The organism is Streptomyces sp. JLBG701 (assembly GCF_058544905.1).
In genome coordinates this window covers 4,635,569-4,659,805 of the sequence record NZ_CM178588.1, presented here as the reverse complement: position 1 = coordinate 4,659,805, position 24,237 = coordinate 4,635,569, and the positions used below count along the sequence as shown (strand labels likewise).

20 protein-coding genes and 1 pseudogene are annotated in these 24,237 nt (G+C 70.1%); 8 read left to right on the top strand and 13 right to left on the bottom strand.

Annotation, left to right across the window (positions count from 1 at the left end):
• Positions 1 to 2: 2 nt before the first annotated feature.
• Positions 3 to 941, bottom strand: coding sequence for a glycoside hydrolase family 16 protein (locus AC5DRG_RS21325; RefSeq protein ID WP_491812156.1), 939 nt, complete (start codon positions 939 to 941; stop codon positions 3 to 5).
• Positions 942 to 1,183: 242 nt separating this feature from the next.
• Between AC5DRG_RS21325 and AC5DRG_RS21320 the strand changes: the two genes are divergently transcribed.
• Positions 1,184 to 2,359, top strand: a complete 1,176-nt coding sequence (locus AC5DRG_RS21320; protein WP_491812155.1) for a 4-hydroxybenzoate 3-monooxygenase — start codon at positions 1,184 to 1,186, stop codon at positions 2,357 to 2,359.
• Between the two features lie 169 nt (positions 2,360 to 2,528).
• A complete protein-coding gene (locus AC5DRG_RS21315) occupies positions 2,529 to 3,422 on the top strand; it encodes a Bax inhibitor-1/YccA family protein (RefSeq protein WP_491812154.1) in 894 nt (297 codons plus the stop codon).
• A gap of 100 nt (positions 3,423 to 3,522) precedes the next feature.
• Here AC5DRG_RS21315 and AC5DRG_RS21310 read toward each other — a convergent pair whose 3' ends face one another.
• Positions 3,523 to 3,753 carry a DUF4287 domain-containing protein gene (locus AC5DRG_RS21310; RefSeq protein WP_491812153.1) on the bottom strand — a complete coding sequence of 77 codons (231 nt, stop codon included), beginning with the start codon at positions 3,751 to 3,753 and terminating at the stop codon, positions 3,523 to 3,525.
• A gap of 105 nt (positions 3,754 to 3,858) precedes the next feature.
• On the opposite strand from AC5DRG_RS21310, the gene AC5DRG_RS21305 reads away from it, so the two are divergent.
• The gene (locus tag AC5DRG_RS21305; protein ID WP_491812152.1) at positions 3,859 to 4,170 is read left to right on the top strand and encodes a hypothetical protein; all 312 of its coding nucleotides are present in this window, start codon (positions 3,859 to 3,861) and stop codon (positions 4,168 to 4,170) included.
• Between the two features lie 80 nt (positions 4,171 to 4,250).
• Here AC5DRG_RS21305 and AC5DRG_RS21300 read toward each other — a convergent pair whose 3' ends face one another.
• The 3 genes from AC5DRG_RS21300 to AC5DRG_RS21290 all read right to left on the bottom strand — a co-directional run bounded on the left by AC5DRG_RS21300 (position 4,251) and on the right by AC5DRG_RS21290 (position 7,652).
• On the bottom strand, positions 4,251 to 5,033 hold the full coding sequence (locus tag AC5DRG_RS21300; RefSeq protein WP_491813114.1) for a hypothetical protein: 783 nt from the start codon (positions 5,031 to 5,033) through the stop codon (positions 4,251 to 4,253).
• A gap of 282 nt (positions 5,034 to 5,315) precedes the next feature.
• Positions 5,316 to 6,536, bottom strand: a complete 1,221-nt coding sequence (locus AC5DRG_RS21295) for an acetyl-CoA C-acetyltransferase (RefSeq protein WP_491812151.1) — start codon at positions 6,534 to 6,536, stop codon at positions 5,316 to 5,318.
• Between the two features lie 135 nt (positions 6,537 to 6,671).
• Positions 6,672 to 7,652 (bottom strand): LysR family transcriptional regulator, encoded by a 981-nt coding sequence (locus AC5DRG_RS21290; protein WP_491812150.1) that lies wholly within the window; start codon positions 7,650 to 7,652, stop codon positions 6,672 to 6,674.
• 180 nt (positions 7,653 to 7,832) lie between these two features.
• Here AC5DRG_RS21290 and AC5DRG_RS21285 point away from each other — a divergent pair, with 180 nt between their 5' ends.
• Positions 7,833 to 11,129, top strand: a complete 3,297-nt coding sequence (locus AC5DRG_RS21285; RefSeq protein ID WP_491812149.1) for a S8 family serine peptidase — start codon at positions 7,833 to 7,835, stop codon at positions 11,127 to 11,129.
• Between the two features lie 44 nt (positions 11,130 to 11,173).
• Here AC5DRG_RS21285 and AC5DRG_RS21280 read toward each other — a convergent pair whose 3' ends face one another.
• Both AC5DRG_RS21280 and AC5DRG_RS21275 read right to left on the bottom strand, forming a co-directional pair.
• The gene (locus AC5DRG_RS21280) at positions 11,174 to 12,316 is read right to left on the bottom strand and encodes an acyltransferase family protein (RefSeq protein WP_491812148.1); all 1,143 of its coding nucleotides are present in this window, start codon (positions 12,314 to 12,316) and stop codon (positions 11,174 to 11,176) included.
• A 152-nt stretch (positions 12,317 to 12,468) separates the two neighbouring features.
• The gene (locus tag AC5DRG_RS21275; protein WP_491812147.1) at positions 12,469 to 13,548 is read right to left on the bottom strand and encodes an SGNH/GDSL hydrolase family protein; all 1,080 of its coding nucleotides are present in this window, start codon (positions 13,546 to 13,548) and stop codon (positions 12,469 to 12,471) included.
• Positions 13,549 to 13,779: 231 nt separating this feature from the next.
• Here AC5DRG_RS21275 and AC5DRG_RS21270 point away from each other — a divergent pair, with 231 nt between their 5' ends.
• A complete protein-coding gene (locus AC5DRG_RS21270; protein ID WP_491812146.1) occupies positions 13,780 to 15,756 on the top strand; it encodes a zinc ribbon domain-containing protein in 1,977 nt (658 codons plus the stop codon).
• 147 nt (positions 15,757 to 15,903) lie between these two features.
• Positions 15,904 to 17,295 (top strand): cystathionine beta-synthase, encoded by a 1,392-nt coding sequence (locus tag AC5DRG_RS21265; RefSeq protein ID WP_491812145.1) that lies wholly within the window; start codon positions 15,904 to 15,906, stop codon positions 17,293 to 17,295.
• A 332-nt stretch (positions 17,296 to 17,627) separates the two neighbouring features.
• Here the strand turns inward: AC5DRG_RS21265 and AC5DRG_RS21260 are convergent, their stop codons facing one another.
• Entirely contained in the window at positions 17,628 to 18,470 is an 843-nt protein-coding gene (locus AC5DRG_RS21260; protein WP_491812144.1) for a helix-turn-helix transcriptional regulator, read from the bottom strand.
• 145 nt (positions 18,471 to 18,615) lie between these two features.
• Between AC5DRG_RS21260 and AC5DRG_RS21255 the strand changes: the two genes are divergently transcribed.
• Complete coding sequence (locus tag AC5DRG_RS21255; protein WP_491812143.1) at positions 18,616 to 19,377, top strand: SDR family oxidoreductase; 762 nt, start codon at positions 18,616 to 18,618, stop codon at positions 19,375 to 19,377.
• A 16-nt stretch (positions 19,378 to 19,393) separates the two neighbouring features.
• Here AC5DRG_RS21255 and AC5DRG_RS21250 read toward each other — a convergent pair whose 3' ends face one another.
• A complete protein-coding gene (locus tag AC5DRG_RS21250; protein ID WP_491813113.1) occupies positions 19,394 to 19,831 on the bottom strand; it encodes a hypothetical protein in 438 nt (145 codons plus the stop codon).
• Between the two features lie 166 nt (positions 19,832 to 19,997).
• Here AC5DRG_RS21250 and AC5DRG_RS21245 point away from each other — a divergent pair.
• Positions 19,998 to 20,732, top strand: a pseudogene (locus tag AC5DRG_RS21245) (IS200/IS605 family accessory protein TnpB-related protein); the annotation flags it as partial.
• Between the two features lie 105 nt (positions 20,733 to 20,837).
• On the opposite strand, the gene AC5DRG_RS21240 reads toward AC5DRG_RS21245, so the two are convergent.
• From AC5DRG_RS21240 to AC5DRG_RS21225, 4 genes are read right to left on the bottom strand one after another with little or no spacing between them, the layout of a single operon-like run.
• Entirely contained in the window at positions 20,838 to 21,770 is a 933-nt protein-coding gene (locus tag AC5DRG_RS21240; RefSeq protein ID WP_491813112.1) for an ABC transporter substrate-binding protein, read from the bottom strand.
• Positions 21,771 to 21,790: 20 nt separating this feature from the next.
• Positions 21,791 to 22,453, bottom strand: coding sequence for an ABC transporter permease (locus tag AC5DRG_RS21235; RefSeq protein ID WP_491813111.1), 663 nt, complete (start codon positions 22,451 to 22,453; stop codon positions 21,791 to 21,793).
• Positions 22,453 to 23,094: an ABC transporter permease gene (locus AC5DRG_RS21230; RefSeq protein WP_491812142.1), complete on the bottom strand. Its 642-nt coding sequence runs from the start codon at positions 23,092 to 23,094 to the stop codon at positions 22,453 to 22,455. The genes AC5DRG_RS21235 and AC5DRG_RS21230 overlap by 1 nt, the downstream gene beginning before the upstream one ends.
• Positions 23,091 to 24,134 carry an ABC transporter ATP-binding protein gene (locus AC5DRG_RS21225; RefSeq protein WP_491812141.1) on the bottom strand — a complete coding sequence of 348 codons (1,044 nt, stop codon included), beginning with the start codon at positions 24,132 to 24,134 and terminating at the stop codon, positions 23,091 to 23,093. Before AC5DRG_RS21225 ends, AC5DRG_RS21230 begins: the two co-directional genes overlap by 4 nt.
• Between the last annotated feature and the right edge of the window lie 103 nt (positions 24,135 to 24,237).

Sequence of the window (24,237 nt, the reverse complement as noted above, 5' to 3'; positions counted from 1 at the left end):
GTTCAGACGGTGTCCTCGAAGGCCACCCCCCTCGTCCGGTAGTCGTCGACGGCGGCCTGCACCTGGGACGGGGTCAGCACCTGGTCCTGGGCGAAGTACACGTAGTCGACCTTCTCCTCGTACACGCGCGAGCTCCTGCCGTTCACTCCCAGCAGGTTGATCAGCCAGTGGTTGAAACGGATGGACATCGTCGTCTCGGGCAGGTACGGCTCCGTGTGCGTGGCGAAGAGCCTGCCGTCGATGTAGTAGTCGATGCTCGTGCCGTTCTCCGTGATGACCAGGTCGTGCCAGCCGGCGAAACTGGCGCGCTCCTGGGTGGAGGTGTTCACCTCCTGAGGCGGATCCTCCGAATAGGTCTCCCAGGACGTGCCGAGCAGGGCGCTGCTGGGGATGCCCCAGCCGCCGTTGGGCAGGTACTCGAAGTCGAGTTCGCTGTAGTCCGGGTTCAGCGGGAAGTTCAGCGGTGAGATGGTGAAGAACGTCTGCACCACGCGGTCGCCGTCCTGCCCCTGCACCGGGAAGTCGTTGAAGCGGACCCGGGCGGCGTAGGTGCCGTGGTGGTACTTGCGCTGGTGGTAGATCTCGGTGTGTTCGGTGCCGGCCGCAGTGCCGTTGGTGCCGGAGCGCATCGTCATGACGGAGTTGCCGGACTCGGTGGCGAAGCTGAAGTTCTGCGGCTTCCACGTGGCGCCCGGCACGCCGGGCCCGCCCTGACCGGACCTCAGGGTCCAGCCGTGCTGGGGGAGCAGCGGATCGGTGTAGCCCGCGTAGTTGAAGTCGTCGAACATCGCGGGGCCGGTCTGCTTGGCCGCCGCACCGCGCCCTGGGGCGCCCGTGGCGCCGGCCGTCCCGGGCAGGGCGGCGAGGGCCGTACAGATCAGCCCTGTCGCGGCGAGTGCGACGGTGGCTCTTTTCGGGAAGGACAGGGCGAACCTGGGCATCGAGAAGCCCCTTTCTGAGTGACCGCCAAAAGCCTGACATGGGTGGATATTTGCCTGGAGGCTGATCGGCCATCAGTTCACCCGAACGGCGCAGGTCGTATGGGGGTGCGCGCCGGGCGCCGCGGGCGCGTCGGTCTCGCCCATTGACAGCAGCCCTGTCCGATCGGAGACTGGAAATCTGTGAAGGAAATTTCACCAGACGAACATCAGCGGCAATGACGCCCACCCGAAGGGAACGACCGATGCGCACCACCGTCGGCATCATCGGGGCCGGACCGGCCGGCCTCCTCCTCGCCCGGCTGCTCCACAACGCCGGGATCGACTCGGTCGTGCTGGAGAGCCGCGACCGTGCCTACGTCGAGCGGCGGCAGCGGGCCGGGATCCTGGAGCAGGGCACGGTCGACGTGCTGCGCGCGGCCGGCGCGGGCGAGCGCATGGACCGGGAGGGCCTGCCGCACGACGGCATCGAGCTGCGCTACGGACGCAAACGCCACCGCGTGGACTTCCCCGCCCTCACCGGCGGCCGGTCCGTGATGGTGTACGCGCAGACCGAGGTGTGCAAGGACCTCATCGCCCTCCAGCTCAAGGAGGGCGGCTCGCTGCTCTTCGAGGCGGAGGCGCTGGCCGTGGAGGGCGCGGAGAGCGACAGCCCGCGTATCCGCTTCCGCCACGAGGGCCGCGAGGACGTCCTCGACTGCGACTACGTCGTCGGCTGCGACGGCTCCTGGGGCGTGGCCCGCAAGGCGATCCCCGCCGAGCTGGTCCGGGTCTTCGAGCGGACGTACCCCTTCGGCTGGCTCGGCATCCTCGCCGACGTCCCGCCCTCGCACGACGAGCTCGTCTACGCCCGCCACGACCGCGGCTTCGCCCTCCTGTCCATGCGCTCCCCGTCCGTCTCCCGCCTCTACCTCCAGGTGCCGGAGGGCACGGACGCGGAGACATGGACCGACGACGAGATCTGGGCGGAACTGGAGCGCCGCTTCGAGACCGACGACGACTGGAAGCTGGAGCGCGGCCCGATCACCCAGAAATCGGTCACCCCCATGCGCTCCTACGTCCACGAGCCCATGCGCCACGGCCGCGTCTTCCTGGCCGGCGACGCCGCCCACATCGTGCCGCCCACAGGAGCCAAGGGCCTCAACCTCGCCGTCGGCGACGTCGTCACCTTCGCGAGGGCACTGACGTACCAGAAGGAGACGGGCTCGGCCGAGCTCCTCGACGCCTACTCCGAGACCTGTCTGCGCCGGGTGTGGCAGGCCGAGCGGTTCTCCTACGACATGACGGTGCTCCTGCATCGCGCCCCCGACGCCACTCCCTTCGAGGACGGCCTCCAGCTGGCCCGGCTGGAGCGGATCGCGTCCTCCCGGGCCGCCGAGACGGATCTGGCCGAGGGGTACACCGGGTTCCCGCTGGAGTAGGGGCCATTTAAGGGGTGCGTCACGGCTTCGTACCAGTCCTCGCCGGGTACTCGACACCCGCGTACCGTGGCACCACAAGGGAAAGATCCTCCCCAAGCACTAGGGTCATTCCTTTGCCTACCTATTACTCTTGAGCCAAGGCCGCGCGAGGTGGCCATGGAGGAGTGAAATGAGGAGCAGCAACCCGGTCTTCTCGCGACGGGGGTTCAGCCGCGACGCCGGCTACGCGGGCTTCAACACCGCGCCGCAGGCCGGGGGCCCCGCTGTCGGCACGCAGGCCAACCCGTACGCCCAGCAGGGCGGCAACCCCTACGCGCAGAACCCGTACGCCCAGCAGGACCTGCAGCAGGGCGCACCCCCGCAGGCCCCGGTCACCACCGGCCGGATGACGATCGACGACGTCGTCCAGCGGACCGGCACCACGCTCGGTGTCCTGGTCCTCACGGCCGCGCTCTCCTGGGCGCTGCTGCCCGTGGACGACGCGAACATCAACAGGTCCTACGGCATCGCCATCGGCGCCGCGCTGATCGGCATGGTGCTGGCCTTCGTCCAGTCCTTCAAGCGCAAGGCCTCGCCGGCGCTGATCCTGTCGTACGCCGCGTTCGAGGGCGTCTTCCTGGGCGTCGTCTCCAGCGTCGTCGACAACCGCATCGCGAGCGGTGCGGCCATGCAGGCCGTGATCGGCACCCTGGCGGTCTTCGCCGGCGTACTGGTGGCGTACAAAGCCGGCTGGATCCGCGTCAACCGCCGGTTCTACGGCTTCGTGATGGCGGCCGCGCTCGGCTTCGTGCTGCTGATGGTGGTGAACATGCTGTTCGCCGTCTTCGGCGGCGGTGACGGCCTCGGCTTCCGCAGCGGCGGCCTCGGCATCATGTTCGGCATCATCGGCATCCTGCTCGGTGCGTGCTTCCTCGCCCTCGACTTCAAGCAGGTCGAGGACGGCGTGGCCTACGGCGCCCCGAAGGAAGAGGCGTGGCTCGCGGCCTTCGGCCTCACGCTGACGCTGGTGTGGATCTACCTGGAGTTCCTGAGGCTCATCGCGATCCTCAACAGCAGCGACTAGTCTCCGACGGTCGTGCAGTAATCTCCGACGGTTGTCCAGCGAAGGGCCCCGGGTTCGTCCCGGGGCCCTTCGTCGTCTGGGGTGCAGATGCGGTGCGCGCCTAGAGGAATTTGCGCGCGGCCCTCCTCAGGTCGTATTCGTGAACGATCGCTTTGGCGTGGCCGTACGCGAGGTCGTACTCGTGCCGGAGCCAGCTGACCTTCTCTTCGAAGCGGAAGAGGGCGGGGCCTTCGTCGACAGTGCGCAGCCAGTCGGAGACTTCACGACCGGTGCAGTGGGGGATACGGGCGAGCATGTTGCGGTGGGTCTCCTCGGAGAGGACGTGGGACATCGGCGCCTCCGGACGCAAAGGGGATGTAAGCCGGTCCTTCACGTCACGGTGCCTGAGCGTTGGCGTGTTGGCAACAGTCCCGGGGCGCCGGTATACGCTCACCGCGTGGTGGATACGACGCCTTTGACCCGTGCCGTTGATCATTTTGCCGACCGGTTGAGGGCGGCGCCGCAAAGTCGTCTGCAACGGGGCGCTGCCGCTGAGGCGCTGGGGGTGGCCAGGGATTTGGCCCGGTGGGCGCAGGTTGTGGAGTCGCCCGGGGCGGAGCCTCGGGAGATGCCTGATGCCGGGATGTTTGCCGCCGCCGATCAAATCACCGTTGCTGGGCGGGACTTGGGGCTCGTACTTGTGAGCGAGGGTGAGGTTTTGGAAGCGGTGCGGCTCGTTGAAGAGGCGCAGAAGAGGGCGGGGGTCTGAGGCGCGGTTGCGGCTGCCGGCTCGTTGTGGCTGGTCGCGCAGTTCCCCGCACCCCTTTGTGGGTCAGCTTCCCCAGCGCTTTAGAGGCTGGCTATGACCCTGTCCGCCAGGATGTACACGTTCTCCTCGCCGCACGCGAACGTCAGGGTGTAGGCGCCTGAGATTCCTGAGCCGCCCAGCAGGAACGGGGTTTCGCCTGCGCGGAGTGCTGCGGCCAGGCGTTCCGCTGTTTCTCGGTGGCCCGGGGTCATGCAGAGGGTGGTGCCGTCGGCGAAGACGTAGACGTCGAGGGTGCCCAACGGGCCCGGGCGGACGTCCGCGAGGGCTACGGCGGACTCGGCCAGGTCCTCCAGGGTGGCTACCGTGCGCTCGTGGTCGTTCGCCACCGGTGACTGGATCGGTACGAAGTCGGGGTGGGAGGGGTGGCGGCGGCGGGCCGCGGCCAGTTCGGGGGATTCGCCCGCGAACTCGTCGGCCTCGGCGCCCGGCTCGGTCACCGGCTCCAGGTGCTCCAGGCCCACGAAGTCGCTCTGCCGGGGCAGGAACAGCTCGCTGTCGGGCAGTCCGAGCAGGGTGGGCGCGTCGGAGACGTCACGGGCCTCCTGGGCGGCCCAGAACGCCCGGGCCTCGGCCAGCTCCCGCTCGCGTTCCTCGGCGAGCGCCTCGGCCACGGCGGTGCGTATCTCCTCGGCGTCGGCGGAGGGGCGGGCGGCGGGCACGAAGCCGCGCGTGGCGGCGATACGGCTCTCAGCCAGCTCGGTGTGCAGGGCCGCGACCTGTCGGCGCAGCACCATGATGCTGCGCAGGACGGCGACGCCCACGGCGCCTGTGGCGGCCGTGGTGAGCAGCAAAGCGATCGGCATGGCGCTCACTGACGTACTCCCGGTTCAAAGTCGACCCCCGACTTCCTACATCAGCTTGAAGGGCGGACTATCCAGCTGTCAGTGCGTAACGTCACGAAACGGGCAGGACTTTGGGCCCGGGGTTTAGTGGTGAAACGGCTCTGACCTGCGTAAATCCCTTCTCGAAGGGAGATAGGTCACATCCTGGGGGAGATTCGATCACAAAACGGCCCAGAACCTAGGCGGTTGCTGGGTTCTGGGCCTAAGGGTCACGCTGGGTTTTCGCTCAACTACCGTACGGGCTCAGCTGAGGCGCTCGATGACCATCGCCATGCCCTGGCCGCCGCCGACGCACATCGTCTCCAGGCCGAACTGCTTGTCGTGGAACTGGAGGGAGTTGATGAGCGTGCCGGTGATGCGGGCGCCGGTCATGCCGAAGGGGTGGCCGACCGCGATGGCGCCGCCGTTCACGTTCAGCTTCTCCAGCGGGATGTTCAGGTCGCGGTAGGAGGGGATCACCTGGGCGGCGAACGCCTCGTTGATCTCGACCAGGTCGATGTCGTCGATGGTGAGGCCGGCCCGGCCCAGGGCCTGGTTCGACGCGTCGACCGGGCCGAGGCCCATGATCTCGGGGGAGAGGCCGGAGACGCCGGTGGAGACGATGCGGGCGAGCGGGGTGAGGCCGAGCTCGCGGGCCTTGGTGTCGGACATGATCACGACCGCCGCGGCACCGTCGTTGAGCGGGCAGCAGTTGCCGGCCGTGACCAGGCCGTCGGGGCGGAAGACCGGCTTGAGGCCGCCGACGGCCTCCAGGGTGACGCCGGCGCGCGGGCCGTCGTCCTTGCTGACGACCGTGCCGTCGGGCGTGGTCACCGGGGTGATCTCGCGCTCCCAGAAGCCGTTCTTGATGGCTTCCTCGGCGAGGTTCTGGGAGCGGACGCCGAACTCGTCCATGTCCTGGCGGGTGACGCCCTTGACCCGGGCCAGGTTCTCGGCGGTCTGGCCCATCGCGATGTACGCGTCCGGGACGAGGCCGTCCTCGCGCGGGTCGTGCCAGGAGGAGCCGGTGGACTCGGCCACGGCGGCCGTGCGGGCCTCCGCCTCGGCGAAGAGGGGGTTGTGCGTGTCCGGGAGGCTGTCGGAGCTCCCCTTGGTGAAGCGGGAGACCATCTCGACACCGGCCGAGATGAAGACGTCGCCCTCGCCGGCCTTGATGGCGTGCAGGGCCATGCGGCTCGTCTGGAGCGAGGAGGAACAGTAACGGGTGATCGTGCAGCCCGGGAGGTGGTCCATGCCCATCTGTACGGCGACGATGCGGCCGAGGTTGTTGCCCTGCTCCCCGCCGGGCAGGCCGCAGCCGAGCATCAGGTCGTCGATGTCGCGCGGGTCCAGCTCGGGGACCTTGGCGAGGGCGGTCTGGATGATCGTGGCGGTGAGGTCGTCGGGGCGCAGGTCCTTGAGGGAGCCCTTGAAGGCGCGGCCGATGGGGGAGCGGGCGGTCGAGACGATCACGGCTTCGGGCATCTACGGCTCCATTGGCGTACGGCGGTGTAAGCGGACCTGCTTGGGAAGTTACCCGTACGTATGGTCCCGGTCACGCGTGTGGCGGTGTGACTCGGGCCGCACTTTTCTAAGCGCTTGCTCATTCGACGCGCCGGCTCACTCGACGTCGGAGGCGTCGGCCGCCGAAGGCAACCGTCCCCTCCCCTCCAGCCACCCCCAGTACGCCCGCGCCCGCCGCGCCTCCGCCCAGTACGCCTTCGTAAGCGCGTCGTGCAGGGTGGTCGCGTGTTCGGCGAGGGGGCTGTGGGCCGCCCACACCAGCCGTTGCCGCACGCCCATCGGGTCCCCGGCCAGCGGCCGTACGACGACACCCTCGCGCTCGGTCACCAGCGGGTGGGCCAGCGCGACCCCGTGCCCCTGTCCGACCAGCGGGAACACCACGCTGGCGCTCAGCCGCTGCACCCGGCGCGGGGTGAACCCGGCGCGCCGGCACGCCGCCCGGAACTGCGCCCGCATCCGGACGTCCTTGTTCTCCCCGGCCAGCCAGGCCTCGCCGGAGAGTGCCGCGAGGGGGATCTCCGGGTGGGCGGCGAGCGGGTCCCGTTCGGAGATCAGCACGAAGACGGGCTCGACGGCGAGGAGGGCGTCGCTGAGCCCGGGGTGCAGGGTGAGCTCGTACTCCGGGTAGTCGACGACCAGCCCGAAGTCGAGGCGGCCGGTGGCGAGCAGTTCGAGCTGCTCCTCCTCCGTGTCGCAGGTGTGCAGGGCGATCTCGGCCCGGGGCAGCAGCTGGCGCGCGGTGGTCACCAGCACGGCGGTGAGCGGGCCGGGGACCGAGCCGAGCCGCACGGCGGTCAGGTCGGAGTCGTCGGGGCCCCGCTGCCGTACGTCACGCATGAGGTCCTCGTGGGCGGTGAGGATGCCGTGCCCGTGCGCCAGCACCATCGCGCCGAACGCCGTCGGCCGGGAGCCACTGCCGTCCCGTACGAACAGCGCACCACCCAATGCCCGCTCGATGCGCTGGAGTTGGGCGGTCAGCGCGGGCTGGGTGAAGCCGAGGGCCGCTGCGGCCCGGGTGAGGGAACCGGCGTCGGCGATCGCGTTCAGGACGCGTAAGTGGCGGATCTCCAGATCCATAACCCGATGTTATGGGCGGTTGGGAGTACCCGGAAGATCGCACCGGGCAGGACAGTCGACCGCGACCGGAGTCACGACCGTCACCACCGCAGCAGTGGAGGCCGTATGTCCCGCATGTCCCCCCGAAGTCGACGCAGAGCAGGCGTCGCGCTGGTAACGGCCTTGCTGGTACAGGGAGTTGTGGCGGGCGCACCCGCCTCCGGCGCGACGGACGCGACCGTTCCATCCGGCTGGACCACCGGACAACAGGCCACCCAGCAGGTCACCCACCGGGTCACCCTCGTCACCGGCGACCGCGTCGAACTGGCCGAAGGGGACGCCGGCGCGGGAGTCGCCATCGAGCCCGGACCCGGCCGCGAGAGCATGGGCTTCCAGCAGTTCGAGCGTGACGGCCACCAGTACGTCGTCCCGAACGACGCCCTGCCCATGGTCACCGGCGGTCAGGTCGACGAGCGGCTGTTCGACGTGACGACACTGGTCGCGGACGGGTACGACGACGCCAGTACGGCCGTACTGCCCACGATCGTGACGTACACCGACGCGGCACTCGGCAGCCGTGGTCTGCGAGCCACGGACGGGGCCCGGGTGACCCGCACCCTGTCCGCCGTGGACGGCGCCGCGGTGGCCGTGGCGAAGGGGAGCGCGGGCACCTTCTGGGACGGCGTGACCACAGGCAGCCGTACGACCGGACTGCGCGCCGCGAGCGGGATCGCCAAGCTCTGGCTGGACGGCAAACGGCAGATCAGCCTGGACCGGAGCGTGCCGCAGATCGGCGCGCCCACCGCCTGGCAGGCCGGGTACGACGGCACCGGCGTCACGGTCGCCGTCCTGGACACCGGGGTCGACGCCACCCACCCCGACCTGGCCGGGCGGATCAAGGAGGCCGTCAACTTCACCGACGCCACCGACACCGACGACCTGGTCGGCCACGGCACGCACGTCGCGTCGACCGTCGCGGGCGGCGGCGCGAAGTACAAGGGGGTCGCGCCGGGCGCGTCCCTGCTGATCGGCAAGGTGTGCCCCGACCGCTCCTGCCCCGACTCGGCGATCCTGGCAGGCATGGAGTGGGCCGCGCCCCGCGCGCAGGTCGTCAGCATGAGCCTCGGCGGTGACGACACCCCGGGCGAGGACGTCCTCGAACAGGCCGTCAACACGCTCACCAAGGAGACCGGCGCCCTCTTCGTGCTCGCCGCGGGCAACGACGGCAGCGCGGACGGCTCGGTCGACTCCCCGTCCACCGCGGACGCGGCGCTCTCCGTGGGCGCCGTCGACAAGCAGGACGTCATAGCCTCCTTCTCCAGCCGGGGCCCGCGCGAGGACGGCGCGATCAAACCGGAGATAACCGCACCCGGCGTCGACATCGTCGCCGCGCGGGCGGTGCACGCGGGCAGCGACTACGTCGAGGTCGAGCCCGGCTACACCTCCCTCTCCGGCACCTCCATGGCCACCCCGCACGTCGCCGGAGCGGCGGTCCTGCTCGCCGGCCAGCACTCCGACTGGCGGGCGGCCGAGCTGAAGGCGGCCCTGATGGCGTCGGCGACGGCCACCTCCGGCGCGGACGTCAACGCGCAGGGCGCGGGCCGGGTGGACGCGGCGAGGGCAGTACGGCAGTCCGTCCTCGCCACCCCCACCAGCCTGCCCCTGGGCACCCAGGCGGCCCCCGCCGACGACGACATACCGGTGGTCAGGACGGTCACCTACCGCAACGACGGCAAGGACCCGGTGACCCTGGACCTCGCGGCGAAGGTGACGGCCCCGGACGGCTCGGCCGCCCCGGCCGGCATGTTCACAATCACCCCGGAGACGGCGACCGTCCCGGCGGGCGAAACGACCACGGTGACGGTGACCGCCGACACGCGCGTACAGAGCGGCACGGGCGTGTTCGAAGGCGCGCTGGTGGGCGCGGACGCGACAGGCGGGGTCTCGGTCCGCATACCCCTGACCATCACCAAGGCCACCCCCACCCACAACCTGACGGTCAAGGTCATCGACCGCGCGGGCAACCCGGCCACCAGCTACTGGACCAACATCTTCAGCCTCGACGGCTCGGTCTACCGCTTCGTCTACGACCCCTCCGGCTCGGGCACGGTCTCCCTCCCCGCCGGCCGCTACACGATCGACGCGTCCGTCATCACACCGTCGGACGGCAGTACGACGATCCTGGCCCGCCCCACCCTCACGGTGACCGGCGACAGCGAGATCGTCCTCGACGCCCGCACGGCCACACCCGTCTCGGCGACCCTGCCCCGTAAGGACGCGAGTCTGCGCTTGGCCTCGGTCGGCTTCTACCGCACCTTCACCAACGGTGTCGGCTTCGGCGTCAGGGCCACCGCGGACTCCTTCGGCAAACTGTTCACGGCCGCGCTGGGCGACGACGTGGGCCCCGGGGAGGGCACGCTGGTCGCGGACGTACGCGGCTTCTGGGCGAAGAAGGGCGCGGACGGCACGTACAACGACTCGCCGTACGAATACGTGCTCGTGTGGTTCGAGCGCGGTCACCTCCCGACGGACTTCAGCCACGTGGTGCGCCAGGGCGAACTGGCGCAGGTCGAGCAGAAGTACTACTCGGTGACGCCGGGAGGCCCGTCCCGTGCCTTCCAGCACAACTTCGGATTCCCGCCGGAGGGCGGAAGCGCGCTGTCCGCGGGCGCCAGCTGGTTCGACTCCCCGGGCCGCCGGACCCTCTACTACAAGGCCGACGACGTGACGTGGGAGACCCGCTACAACCAGTACGCGGCCGACGGCACCTTCCAGACCCAGTTCTTCACCGACTACGAGACCTACGAACCCCGCAAGCGCTACACCGTGACCTGGCAGAAGGCGGTCCCCGGCCCGCGCTTCAACCGCACGACGTACGTCACCCGCGACGGCAACCGTCTCTCCTTCAACATGCCGATGGCCGGCGACCAGGCCGGCCACACCGGCTACTCCCTCTACGACACCAGCAGGGTCGCCTTCTACTACGGCGACCAGCGACTCGTAGAGCTGAACTACCCCTGGACCGACGCCTCGGGCACGGTCCCGGCGGCCGAGTCGACCTACCGCCTGGAGTACTCCGCCGAGCGCGGCGCGGCCAACGGAGGCTTCGGTCTGGGTACGAGCATCAGCGGCTCCTGGACCTTCCGCTCCGGTGAGGTGAGCGGGCAGGAAGCGGTGGGGCTGTCGGCCTTCGACTTTGCGCCGGTCGTCGACCAGACCAACACGGGCGGCCGGCCGGTCCTGCCGATGCGGCTGGTACGGCAGCCGGGGGCCGCTCCCTCGGCGGTGCGGTCCGTGTCGGTGGAGGTGTCCTACGACGACGGGGGAAGTTGGCGGAAGGTGCGGCTGGTGAAGGCCGGACGGGACGCGTGGGTGGTGCCGTTGCCCCGCGCGGGGCGGCCGATGTCCGGGGGGTATGTGTCGCTGCGGGCGAGCGCGGGGTTCGCGGACGGGGGAGCGGCGGAGTACCGGGTGATTCGGGGGTATCGGGTGAGGTGAGCTTGATGGGCCTGTCCGGGGCGGCGGTTCTGCTCACCCGGTCATCAGGGTGTGATGCGGAACTCTGTTCCAAGCGCTTGCTGAGCTGGTAGCCCGGTCGGCACCGTCGGTGTCGCCGACGCGGGCACGGCCGCGGGCGTCGGCGCCGGGGCCAGGAGCCAGCCCGCCGACGGTCGGGTCAGCGGCCGGGTCAGACGCCGTACGAGGGGTGACGCGAGGACCGCCGTGAGCAGGACCCCGCCCACCATCAGGGCGGCCAGCTCCAGCGTGGTGTCGGCCCGGGCGATCAGGCCCTTCTCCCGCAGCGGCAGGATGACCAGCGGATGCAGCAGGTAGACGGTGAAACCGCCCGCCCCGAGCGCGGAGATCACCGGAAGCCGCCGCTTCGGCATCAGCCGCAGCAGGCACAGCACCAGCGCCGCCGCCGAGGCCAGCACGAGCAGCCGGACCACCCAGGCGCCCTCCATGCCCAGCGGGGTGTCGGCCCGGTACGCGTGCCGCATCGAGAGCCAGGAGCCCTGGATGTCCCGGTGCCACAGCCAGGCCACGGTGAACGAGCCGAGGATCCCCGCCACGGCGAGCGGCAGGCTCCACCGGCTCTCGAACCACTCCCGGAGCATGCCCTGGCCCAGGCGCCAGCCGAAGTAGAACAGCGGCAGGTACACCAGCGTCCGGCTGGCCGAGAACGGGAGCCCGAACTCCTCCACGTACCCGAGCCCGAGCGCCACGACCGTGGTGACCAGCAGCGGGTGGCGCAGCTGGACCACCAGGGGCAGCAGCAGCCGCCAGCAGAACAGGGACATCAGGAACCACAGCGTCCAGGGAAGCTGGGCGACGTGCAGGTCGAGCGGGCCGCCCAGCGCCTTCGTCTCCAGCGAGAACAGCACGCTGAACACCAGGGCGGGCAGGACGATGCTGCTCAGCAGGGTGCGCAGCTGACGAGGGCCGAGCGGCCCCGCGCTGCTGAAGACGCCGGCCAGGACGACGAAGGCCGGGACCCGGAAGGCCCAGGCGGCGACGTGGAAGGCGTGCAGCGCGCCGTGCTGGGCCATGATGCTGCCGACTGTGTGCAGGACCACGATCAGCGAGGCCGACACGAACCGGGCGTTGTCCCACCAGGGGTCCCGGGCCCGGCTCGGACCTGCGGGGTGGGCGGGGCCGGCGGGTCTCGGAAGCGGCTTGTCCATCGCGGGGGCGTACTCCTGACAGCGTGCTCATGGCGCCTTGATGGCGCCCTGACAGCAAGAGGAGTCACCTTCGCGAGCGCCGGGGGTGATTCGGTTACGTCATACCGTACAAACGGTGAACGCTGCATGTACGGAAATGACTCCGCCCCTGGTCAGAAGCGGAATCCCCGATTCCTCGCGTTGTCGGCACCGCTCGGTCCACGGGTCGCTCCGCCGATCGGCTCGTCGACCGGTTCGGCCTCCGGAAGCCGCTGGCGCCGCCGGCGCTTCAGCAGGGCCCACGGGCCACGCGGCCCGGTCGGCATCGCCGCCGCCACCTCGGTGCCCGCCTCCGACGCCGCCTCCGCCGCCGCACGGGCGACCGGCAGGAAACCCTCCCGCCTGGACGCGTCCGGGTGCTCCTCCTCCGCCGGCCACAGGCCCAGGGCCGCGCAGACCGTCGGGAGGACCGCCATCGCGGCCGTGGCGTACCCCTCCACCGACGGGTGGTAGAGGTCCGGGCCGAACAACTCCCGCGGGTTCGCCATGAATTCGGGGCCCAGCAGGTCACCCAGCGACACCGTACGGCCGCCCTGCTCGACCGTGCCGATCGTCTGGGCGGCCGCCAGGTGGCGTGAGGCCCGTCGGGCCAGCCAGCGCAACGGTTGCTGCACCGGTTCGATCGTGCCCAGGTCGGGACAGGTGCCGACCACCACCTCCGCACCGGCCGTCCGCAGCCGTCGTACCGCCGAAGACAGGTGGCGCACCGAGCGGGTCGGCGGCATCCGGTGCGTCACGTCGTTCGCGCCGATCATGATCACGCAGACGTCGGGCGGAACGGGCTCGTCCGTCAGGGCCAGCCCCACCTGGCGGTCCAGGTCGTCCGACTGGGCCCCGGGCAGCGCCACGTTCCGCAGCACCACCGGGCGTTCCGCCACCGCCGCCAGGCCGGAGGCGAGCAGCGCGCCCGGCGTCTGGCGGGCCCGGTGCACGCCCTGGCCCGCCGCCGTGGAGTCGCCGAGCATGGTCAGGCGCAAAGGAGGTTCACCAGGGGTGGCATACGCGGCGCCGTACACACCGTCCGCCCTCGGGGCGTGTCCGCTGCGGCCGTTGCCCACCTGCCGCTTGGCCAGCCGCACCTCCGCCAACAACAGCCCGATCGCCGCCGCCCCGGCCAGCCCGATCCCGCCACCGCCGTACGCGGCACCGGCCGCGATCCGCCGTGCCACCCTCGCCCTCGACATGCTCGTCATGCGTCGCCGCCACCTCCTCGAAGCCGTACATCTCCTGCTTGCCCCGAACAGCACGTCGGCCAATCTCAACGGTGAGTGAACGACCCCCCAGACCTTTAGGCTGGCGGGTTTCCTTTGGCGTCAGTATTGGTGTCGGTGTCGTATGTGAGTACGTGGATCGAATGCGTGACCTTTTCGCTGGGGTGTCGTTGATCTGATGACAGCACCACAGGTCGTGGAAAGGGGCGGCTGGTGAGCCGGAGGCTGCCGCTCGGCGACGGCGAGACGGCTCGTACTGCCTGTGCCCGTGGTCTGTTGCGGGCGGGTGTGGTGGAGAAGACGGGCGAGGTGCTGTCTGCCGCGGTGCTGGCGCAGCGGGTCGGCTGGGCCGCTGATCTCGTGTCGGGCATGGCCGCCGGACTGCTGGACGAGCACTGGAATGCCGCGGATGTGGACGTTCTTGCTTCCGGTGAGGACACGGGCGGGCGGAGCCTGCCGTCGAGCGCGTGGATGGCGTTGCGGCGTCTGGGCTGGGCCGTGGCCGACGCCACGGGTGTGAAGGTCAACGACCGGATCATCCGTATGGCCCAGGAGCAGGCGGGGCGGGCGTTGCGCTCGGCGAAGTGGCGGGCCGATCTCACGGCCGGTGTCCTCGCCACCTGGCCGGCCGATCCGGCGAAGCGCACCGGTGAGGAGTGGGACGCGGTGCGGGAGGCGGTTCCCGGCGGACCGTATCTCCCGTCGAGTGTGATCCGTTCGCGCACCCGGCAGGTCGCCACGTTCGAGCGGGAGCACGGCCGGCTGCCCGCGGATGTGTTCGAGCTGGAGGAGGCGCCTGGGGCGGCGCGGATGCTGCTGCTGTCCGCCTGCGACGGGCAGCAGGCCACCATCGAACGCTCCGAGAGCGATCCGCGGCGGGCGCTGCTGCGGCTGCAACTGCCCACCCGGCCCGACCCGCGCTCGTACGCGGACTGGACCTGGGTGGCCTGCCCCATCACCCTGCCGCCGACGATCCCGGCGAACGCGGTGCTGCACCTTCCCACCCTGCGCATGACGGGCGGGAAGGTGCGTGCCGATCTCGCCTACACCCATGCCGTACCCCAGGCCCGCCGCACCGGCCACCACGTGGCCCTCGGCGTGGACTGGGGCTTGAACACGCTGCTGTCCGCCGGGGCCGCCCGGCTCCACGACGACGGCACCATCACCGCCCTCGGTTCCGGAGGCCAGTTCCGTGCCGCGGGTGTGCTGGCCAAGCAGCACCGCCTGTGCCGTCTGTCGGAGCACCTGCACGCCAAGGCCGACCAGTACCAGCGGCTCATCGGCGACACCACCGAACATGCCTTGGCCACCCGGCACGAGGTTCTGCGTGAGGAGATCCGCCGGGTCAGCGCACGCCGCGCGAACCTGAATGACGCCCTGGCGTGGGCTGCCGCCCGCTGGGCGGTCGATCAGGCCGTCGCCACCGGGGCCACCGTCATCTACCTGGAAGACCTGCGGTCGATGGAAGCCAAAGGCATGGGCCGCACCCACAACACCCGCATGTCGCAGGCGGTGCGCGGCCAGATTGCCGAGCATGTGCGCCACCTCGCCGCCGAGGCGGGGATCGCCGTCGTGGCCGTCCCGCCGCGCAACACCTCCAGGCACTGCCCCCGGTGTCTGACCCCGCTGCGGCACCGCAAAGCCCCCGACCGACCCACCACCACAGGCTGGAAATGGGCCAACTGCCCTGGCTGTGGTTGGCAGGGGGATCGCGACCAGGGCGCGTGGCAGCGCATCGCCGCACGCGGCCTCACGCATCAGGCCAAGACCGTCACCGACCGCACCACCGGGCAGCTGGTGATCCGCATGGTGGTCGACAAACTCGAAGCCACGGCGGTCATCACCCCGATCACCGCCAAGGCCAGCCGGAAGGACCGCTCGAAGACCGGCCCGACCCGGCCCCGTTCCACATGCCCCGCGCCCAGGCGACGCAGGGCACCCTCCCCCACCAGACCCACGGGCCCGGAGGGCAAGCGTCCGGAGGGACACGCACCAACGGACCGGATCAGGCTGCCCCGCGCAGCCCACCGGCACCAGAACGTGACCACGACCAGCACACCCACCACCGGCCGACACCGGCCACGAGGAGCAGCACTGGGCGCAGGTTTCCACTTGCACGTCCACGCCACCCCTCCACGATGGGCAGAGCCCGTGCCAGACACTACGTCTTGCATGGGATCGCTTAGCTGATCAGAGACGCTTCCACCTGCACGCCCACGCCACCCCTCTACGATGGGACGTCCCGCTTCCAGACATCACGTCTGATCCAGGATCACCAAGCTGATCTGAGACGCTGGCGGAACCAACACTTCTCTTTTGCAGCAACCGGAGACAACGGTGCAATTCCACGACTCGATGATCAGTCTCGTCGGCAACACCCCGCTGGTGAGGCTCAACAGCGTGACCGCGGGCATTCAGGCGACCGTCCTGGCCAAGGTGGAGTACTTCAACCCGGGCGGCTCCGTGAAGGACCGCATCGCCCTGCGCATGATCGAGGCCGCCGAGAAGAGCGGGGAGCTCCAGCCGGGCGGCACGATCGTCGAGCCGACCAGCGGAAACACCGGGGTCGGGCTGGCCATCGTGGCGCAGCAGAAGGGGTACAAGTGCATCTTCGTGTGCCCCGACAAGGTCTCCACCGACAAGATCAACGTGCTGCGCGCCTACGGGGCCGAGGTCGTGGTCTGCCCCACCGCCGTGGATCCCGAGCACCCCGACTCCTACTACAACGTCTCCGACCGGTTGGTCCGCGAGACGCCCGGAGCCTGGAAGCCCGACCAGTACTCCAACCCCCACAACCCCCTCTCCCACTATCACTCGACCGGCCCCGAGCTGTGGGAGCAGACGGAGGGGAAGATCACCCACTTCGTCGCGGGCGTGGGCACCGGCGGCACCATCTCCGGCACCGGGCGCTATCTGAAGGACGCCAGTGACGGCCGGGTGCAGGTCATCGGCGCCGACCCCGAGGGGTCCGTGTACTCCGGCGGCTCCGGGCGGCCGTACCTCGTCGAGGGCGTCGGCGAGGACTTCTGGCCGACCGCCTACGACCGGACCGTCGCCGACGAGATCGTCGCCGTGTCCGACAAGGACTCCTTCCAGATGACCCGCCGACTGGCCAAGGAGGAGGGCCTGTTGGTGGGCGGCTCGTGCGGGATGGCCGTCGTGGCGGCCCTGCGTGTTGCCGAGCGGCTGGGCCCGGACGACGTGGTCGTGGTCCTGCTCCCCGACAGCGGCCGTGGCTACCTTTCGAAAATCTTCAACGACGAGTGGATGGCCGACTACGGCTTCCTGGAGGACGAGGGCCCGAGCGCCCGCGTCGCCGACGTCCTCGACGACAAGGAGCACGGCCACATCCCCTCCCTCGTGCACATGCACCCGGACGAGACCGTCGGGCAGGCCATCGAGGTGCTGCGCGAGTACGGCGTCTCCCAGATGCCGATCGTCAAGCCGGGCGCCGGTCACCCGGACGTCATGGCGGCGGAGGTCGTCGGGTCCGTCGTGGAGCGGGAGTTGCTCGACGCCCTGTTCACCCAGCGCGCCTCGCTCCACGACCCGCTGGAGAAGCACATGTCCCCGCCGCTGCCGCAGGTCGGCTCCGGTGAGCCGGTGGGCGACCTGATGTCCGTACTGGGCAAGGCGGACGCGGCGATCGTGCTCGTCGAGGGCAAGCCGACCGGCGTCATCAGCCGCCAGGACCTGCTGTCCTTCCTCGCCAAGGGCGGGAAGCAGTAGGAAACGTCCGGTGAACGGGCCATGGCGGCGGCGAACTTGCGGTGACCTGCGGCCGCGATGAACTTCGCGGAAGTGGTACGAGCGCGTCACGTCCACGCAGCACCCGCTTAACACGGGTCCGGCACATTAGTGGATGTCGGCAAGGGCGGGAGCGGCTCCCCGCCCCGGCCGGCACCAAAACGGCGCCAAGGACCTCCGGAGCGGCTCCCGGACCTCCATGGACGCCTATGGACGCGTAAGCCCGGCCCTGACCCGGCCCGCGTCCCTCGCGGGGACCGCCGTCGTCCCGCCCCCCGGTAACGGGGGTGCGGCGGTCCCCGCGCCAAGCTTTTTCAGCGGGCGTGAGTTGTCGCCCAACTCCCCAACAGACCTAGCCTCTCCGCCGTCTCCGACCCCGGCTCGGGTGTGTAGACCAGGAGGCTCAGGTCCTCGTCGCCCGGTACCGTCAGCGTCTCGTACGCGATGGTGAGCAGGCCCGCTACCGGGTGCCGGATGCGCTTCACGCCGTATGCGCACTCCCTTACCTCGTGGTCGGCCCACAGGCGGCGGAAGTCCTCGCTCTTCAGCGACAACTCGCCCACCAGCTCGGTCAGTTGGCGGTCGTCCTGGTGGCTGCCCGCGATGATCCGCAGATGCGCGACGCACTGGGTGGCCACCGCCGACCACTCGGGGTAGAGGTCGTGGGCGGCGGGGTCGAGGAAGACATGGCGCGGGATGTTGCGGGCCTCGGGTGGCGTGCCGCTGTAGCCGAAGACCGCGTCCCCCAGGGCGTTCCAGGCCAGCACGTCCATCCGGCGGCCGATCACGAACGCCGGGGTGCGGTCGATGCTGTCCAGCAGCAGTTGCACGCCGGGGCGCACGCGGGCGGTCGGGCGGCGGTCCTGTCGGTCCCGGCTGCGGTTTCGGGCGGGGCTGGCCACCGAGTGCAGGTAGACGCGTTCCGTCTCGTCCAGGCGCAGGACGCGGGCGATCGAGTCCAGCACCGCCTCCGACACCCTTGGTCCGCGGCCCTGTTCGAGGCGGATGTAGTAGTCGACGCTCACCCCGGCCAGCTGAGCGACCTCCTCGCGGCGCAGGCCGGGGACGCGGCGGCGGCCGTATGAGGCCAGACCCACCTCGTCCGGCTGGATGCGTGCGCGGCGCGAGCGCAGAAAATCTCCCAGGTCCCCGTCCATGGGTTCGATCCTAGGCGGGTCGCGGGCCGCGAACCTGGTTCTGCCAGACCCAGGAAAAACGCATCCCTGGGTACGGCGGGAGCGGGCGCGCAGGGTGTTCGGTGTGGCCGGGGAGACGCCCCGGCCGCGACCGAGGGAGTGCTTCATGTCGTACGAGAATCTGGCCGGCCGGACCGCGGTGGTCACCGGGGCCGCCAGTGGGATCGGCGAGGCGGTCGCCGTGCTGCTCGCCCGGCACGGTGCGCGGGTCGCGTTGTTGGCCCGGCGTGGGGAGCGGCTGGAGGCGATCAGCGGGAAGATCCGGGCGGATGGGGGGCAGGCCCTCGCCGTCGTCGCCGATGTCACCGACGAGGCGTCGGTCGGGGCTGCCGTCGGCAGGGTTCATGAGGTGTACGGGGGTGTCGACCTGGTCGTGAACTCGGCCGGCGTCATGCTGGGCAACCCCGTCGACGACGGGCGCATCGACGAGTGGCAGCGGATGATCGACACCAATGTGACCGGTGTGCTGCGGGTCATCCGGGCCTTCACGGGTGACCTGGTGGCGGCGGCCGCGGAGGGGCGTACGGCGGATCTGGTGAACGTGTCGTCCGTCGGCGCGCACCTGACGTTCCCCAACTTCGGGGTGTACTCGGCCACCAAGGCCGCGGTCACCCATCTCTCGACGGTCCTGCGTACCGAGTTCGGGCCCCGGGACGTGCGGGTCACCAACGTCGAGCCGGGGTTCACGCGGACCGAGCTGGCGTCGCACACCGACAACGCCGAGCTGCTCGGGCAGTTCGAACCCCTGATGGAGACATGGGGCTCGCTGTCGGCCGAGGAGGTCGCCGACGTCGTGGCCTATGCGAGCAGCCGGCCCCGCCACGTCAACCTCCGCCAGATCATGGTGCTGCCGACCCGCCAGGCGTGAACCCGCCGGACAGGCCCTAGCCCTCCCAGTCGCTGTCCTGCGCCGCCTTGTGCCGCCTGCCCCTGCCGCCGCCGAACAGGCCGGGGTTGGCGCGGGCGGCCTGGACCGCGTTGACGCCGACAATGCCGATCCAGGCGACCACAAGGCCGGGGAGGTGTCCGACGGTCCCGCCGATGGCCGACAGGGGGACCGCCAGGACCAGCGAGACGATGCCGAAGCCGAAGCGCTCGCCCCAGGAGTCCGTGGCCCTCGGCGACCGCGAGCCGCGGGCCACCACCATCTGCTGCTCGGCTATCTGCCGGCGCACCCGGCGCTCGACGGCGCCGTCGATGCGCTGGTCGACCTTCTCCAGGAACGAGTCGACCAGCGCGGACTCGTACTCCTCGCCCAGCTCCCTGCGGGCCTGCAGGGTGGCGTTGAGTTCCTTCTTGAGTTCGGTGTCCCGCGCGTCCATTCCGGTCATGAGGTCCACGTTAGGGAGCCGGAACGCCGGCTGCACTGGGGATAGCCCCCCTGTTCATATTCGGGGTTACCTGGAGGACTCCCCGGGACTCCAGGACCAGCGGGATGTGCAGTTCCTCGACGCTGTACCGGACGGACCCGACCACCGCCTCGTCCAGGACCTGGGCGGCGGCCAGCGCGCCGCCTGGTGCCTGGACAGCCATGGCAACCCCACAGGTGCCCCGCGTCGCTTCTTCTACGACCTGACCGGTACCACCGGTCATCGTGACGCCCAAGTCCGTCACGCCCTCACCCGGCTACTGCGCTGGGCCCAGACCTGCGGCGTGCAGGCGATCGCCGTCGAGGACCTGGACTTCGGTACGGAGAAGACCCGCGAGAAACACGGTCGCAAGAAGCGGTTCCGGCATCTCATCTCCAGCATGCCCACAGGCCGCCTGCGCGCCCGGCTGACCGCGATGGCCGACGCCACCGGCATCGCGGTCATCGCCGTGGACCCGGCCTACACCTCGAAGTGGGGTGCTCAGCACTGGCAGAAGCCCCTCACGTGGACAACCAGGAAGACCACGCGCCACGACGCGGCCGCCGTGGCGATCGGATGACGCGCCCAAGGACACCCGATCCGGATGGGGGCACCTCCCAGGCCCTTTAGGCACTGGGGGAGGACGGCACCGCCTCCTGCTCACCGGAGCGATGAGCAGGGGCATCGGACCGTCCAGGCCCGACCGGGCGTCCCTGGGCGTGAGGGAACCCACCCCCGCATCCCCGGACCACGCACCAGATGCGTGCGCGCCGGATGCGGCGAGAACGTGGGGGATCAGCGTGCCCAACACCGTTCGGGGCACACGGCTGAGCACGAGTCCTGGCTACAGGACTCACTCCCGCTCAGTCTCTAGGAACGGTTGTGCTGATAGCGCTTGTTCACGGCAAGCGCGTGATCGTCACCCTGAGTGGCTTTGGGTTGCGCTTGATTGATTCGTCGTCAGGTCACCGACCGCTCATTACTTCGTGAGCCCGTGCCGCTCGGCGTACGTGTTCGCCACGTCCTCCGGGTCCTTCTTGTCCTTGTCCACCTGGCGGTTGAGCTCGGTGAGCTGGGCGGTGGTGAGGACGTTGCCGAGTTCGGCGAGGGCCTTGCGGACCGTGGAGTCGGCCTTGCGGTCGGCGATGAGGGGGACGATGTGCTGGCCGGGGATGAGGTTCTTGGGGTCGGTCAGCACCACCCAGCCGTTGTCCACGATGTCGGTGTCGGTGGTGAAGAGATTGGCCACGTCCACATCGCCCTTCTTCAGGGCGGCCTTGACCAGCGGACCGGAGGAGTCCAGCGACTTGAACTCCTTGAACTCCACGCCGTAGACGTCCTTCAGGCCGACCACGCCGACCTCGCGCTTCTTGACCTCGGGCGCGGCGCCGAGGACCAGCTTGCCGTTCTGCTTCTTCAGGTCGGCGAGGGAGGTCAGGCCGTACTTCTTCGCCGTCTCCTGGGTGACGGCGAAGGCGTCGGAGTCCTCGGCCATGCCGTACGGCAGGATCTGGAGGCCGGCGGGCAGGGCGATGGCGAGGGCGTTCTGCATCTCGCCCTCCTCCGTGGCCGTCGCCTTGGGGGCGAGGTAGTGGAGCAGGGCGCCCTGGTACTCGGGGAGCAGGTCGATGTCGCCGCCCTTGAGCGCGGGGATGAGGATCTCGCGGGTGCCGAGGTTGGGGCGGACCTTCACCTCGACGCCGGCCGCGGTGAGGACGGCCGCGTAGAGGTAGCCGAGCACCTGGTTCTCGGTGAAGTTGGCGGTGCCGATGGTGATGCCGCCCTTGCTGGAGCCGCTGCCACCGGAGGTGCTGCCGCCGCCGTCGAGGGACGTGATGCCGCTCGCGCAGGAGGACAGGGCGGGGACGGAGGCGGCGGCGAGCAGGCCGCCGAGGAGAGCGCGGCGATTCATTGCGGTCATGGCGGGATTCCCTAGGCGGTGCGGTGGCGGAAGAGGAAGCGCTGGAGGCCCGAGAGCGCCAGGTCGAGGACGACGGCGATCACGGCGACCAGCACCGCACCGCCCATCACCTGCACGAGGTCGCGCTGGGCGAGGCCGTCGAAGACGTAGCGGCCCAGGCCGCCGAAGGAGACGTACGCGGCGATCGTGGCCGTGGCCACCACCTGGATGAGGGCCAGGCGCAGGCCGGTCATGATCAGGGGGAGGGCCAGGGGCAGCTCCACCTGGAGCAGGACCTGGTGCCAGCGCATGCCCTGGCCGCGTGCGGCGTCCTTCACGTCCGGGTCCACGGCCGTCATACCGGCGTAGGTGTTGGTGACGATCGACGGGACCGCGAGGGCGACCAGCGCCACGTACACCGGCAGCATCGACAGGCCGCCGGCCAGGAAGACCAGCACGACCAGGCCGACGGTCGGCAGGGCGCGGCCGAAGGAGGCGAGGTTGATCGCGAGGAACGCGCCCTTGCCGGTGTGGCCGATCAGCAGGCCGAGGGGGAGGCCGATCGCGGCCGCGATGAGGGTGGCCAGGAGTGAGTACTGGAGGTGCTCGGCGAGGCGGTGGGCGATGCCGTCGGAGCCCTGCCACTGCTCGCCGCTGACCAGCCAGCTGCCGAGGTTCTTGAAGAGTTCGAACATCAGGCTCGCCGCCTCTGCCACGGGGTGAGTACGTGCTGGAGGGCGACCAGCAGCGCGTCCGCGACGACCGCGAGCAGCAGTGTGAGGACCACGCCGACGATCACCGGGGTGGGGAAGTCGCGCTGGAAGCCGTCGGTGAAGAGCTGGCCGAGGCCGCCGTCGCCGATGTAGGTCGCGACCGAGACGAGCGAGATCGACATGACCGTCGCGATGCGGACACCCGCCATGATCACGGGGAGGGCGAGGGGGAGTTCGACGGTCAGGAGGGTGCGCAGGGGGCGCGTGCCCATCGCCTTCGCCGCCTCCTTCGTCTTCACCGGGACCGAGTCGAGGCCCTCGACCGTGTTCCGCAGCAGGACGACCAGGGTGTAGATCGTCAGGCCGATGACGGTGGTGGTGCGGGTCAGTCCGCTCACCGGCAGCAGCAGCACGAAGACCGCGATCGACGGGATCGTGAACAGCACGTTCGACAGGCCGAGCAGGAAGCCGCGCAGCGGGCGGATCCGGTGGGCCACGACCGCCAGCGGGAGCGAGATCAGCAGGCCGAAGAAGACCGCGGAGAGCGCCGCCTGGAGATGGGAGATCGTGAGGGTGGTGAGATCGTCGGTGTGGTCGGATATCCACGACCAGTCGATGGTCATGCGGCCACTCGCGCTTCGGTGTGCGCGTTGCCCGCGTGCTCGTGGATGTCGTCGCGTGAGGAGACACCGGTGAGCACGCCGTCCGCGTCGACCCGCGCGATCAGCCCGGTGGGGGAGGCGACCGACTCGTTCAGCGCCGCCAGCAGGGAATCGTTGTCGGTCAGCGGCCGTACGGGGATTTCGGCATCCTTGGCGTTTTTGGCCGCCCAGTGCAGCGGCTTGCGTGCCTCGTCGAGTACGAGGGTCCAGGCGCCGCCCTCGGGGGCCGGGCCCTGCGGGACGTCGGCGAGGCTCTTCAGCGAGAGCAGCTTCAGTCCGCGCTCGGCGCCGAGGAAGTCGGCGACGAAGTCGTCGGCGGGGCGGGCCAGCAGTTCGGTGGGGGTCGCGCACTGCACGAGGTGGCCGCCGGTGCGGAAGATGGCTATCTGGTCGCCGAGCCGGACGGCCTCGTCGATGTCGTGCGTGACGAAGACGATGGTCTTGCTCAACTCCTTCTGGAGTCGCAGCAGTTCGTCCTGGAGCTGGGTGCGCACGACGGGGTCGACCGCGCCGAACGGCTCGTCCATGAGCAGCACCGGCGGGTCGGCGGCGAGTGCCCGGGCCACACCGACGCGCTGCTGCTGGCCGCCGGAGAGCTGGTGCGGGTACCGCTTGCCGGCGTCGGCGGCGAGACCGACGGTCTCAAGGAGCTCGGCCGCCCGCGCCCGCGCCTTCTTGCGGCCGTGGCCAAGGAGCAGCGGCACGGTGGCGATGTTGTCCAGCACCGTGCGGTGCGGGAAGAGGCCCGACTGCTGGATGACGTACCCGATGGAGCGGCGCAGCTCGGCGGCGTCCTGGCGGGTGACGTCCTTGCCGCCGACCCGGATGGTGCCGGAGGTCGGCTCGACCATCCGGTTGATCATCCGCAGCGTGGTTGTCTTGCCGCAACCGGAGGATCCGACCAGGACGGTCACGCCACCTTCCGGCATCTCCAGGGAGAGGTCGTGGACCGCTGTCGTGCCGTTGGGGAAGCGTTTGTGGACCGCGTCGAACTGGATCATGATGTGTCCCTTGCCCGGCTGTATAACGTCATGCAGAGTTCTTGGTGTCTGAATAGGTTGTCAATGCTTCGGTGTTAATCCGAGGTAACGGATGACCGGTAAG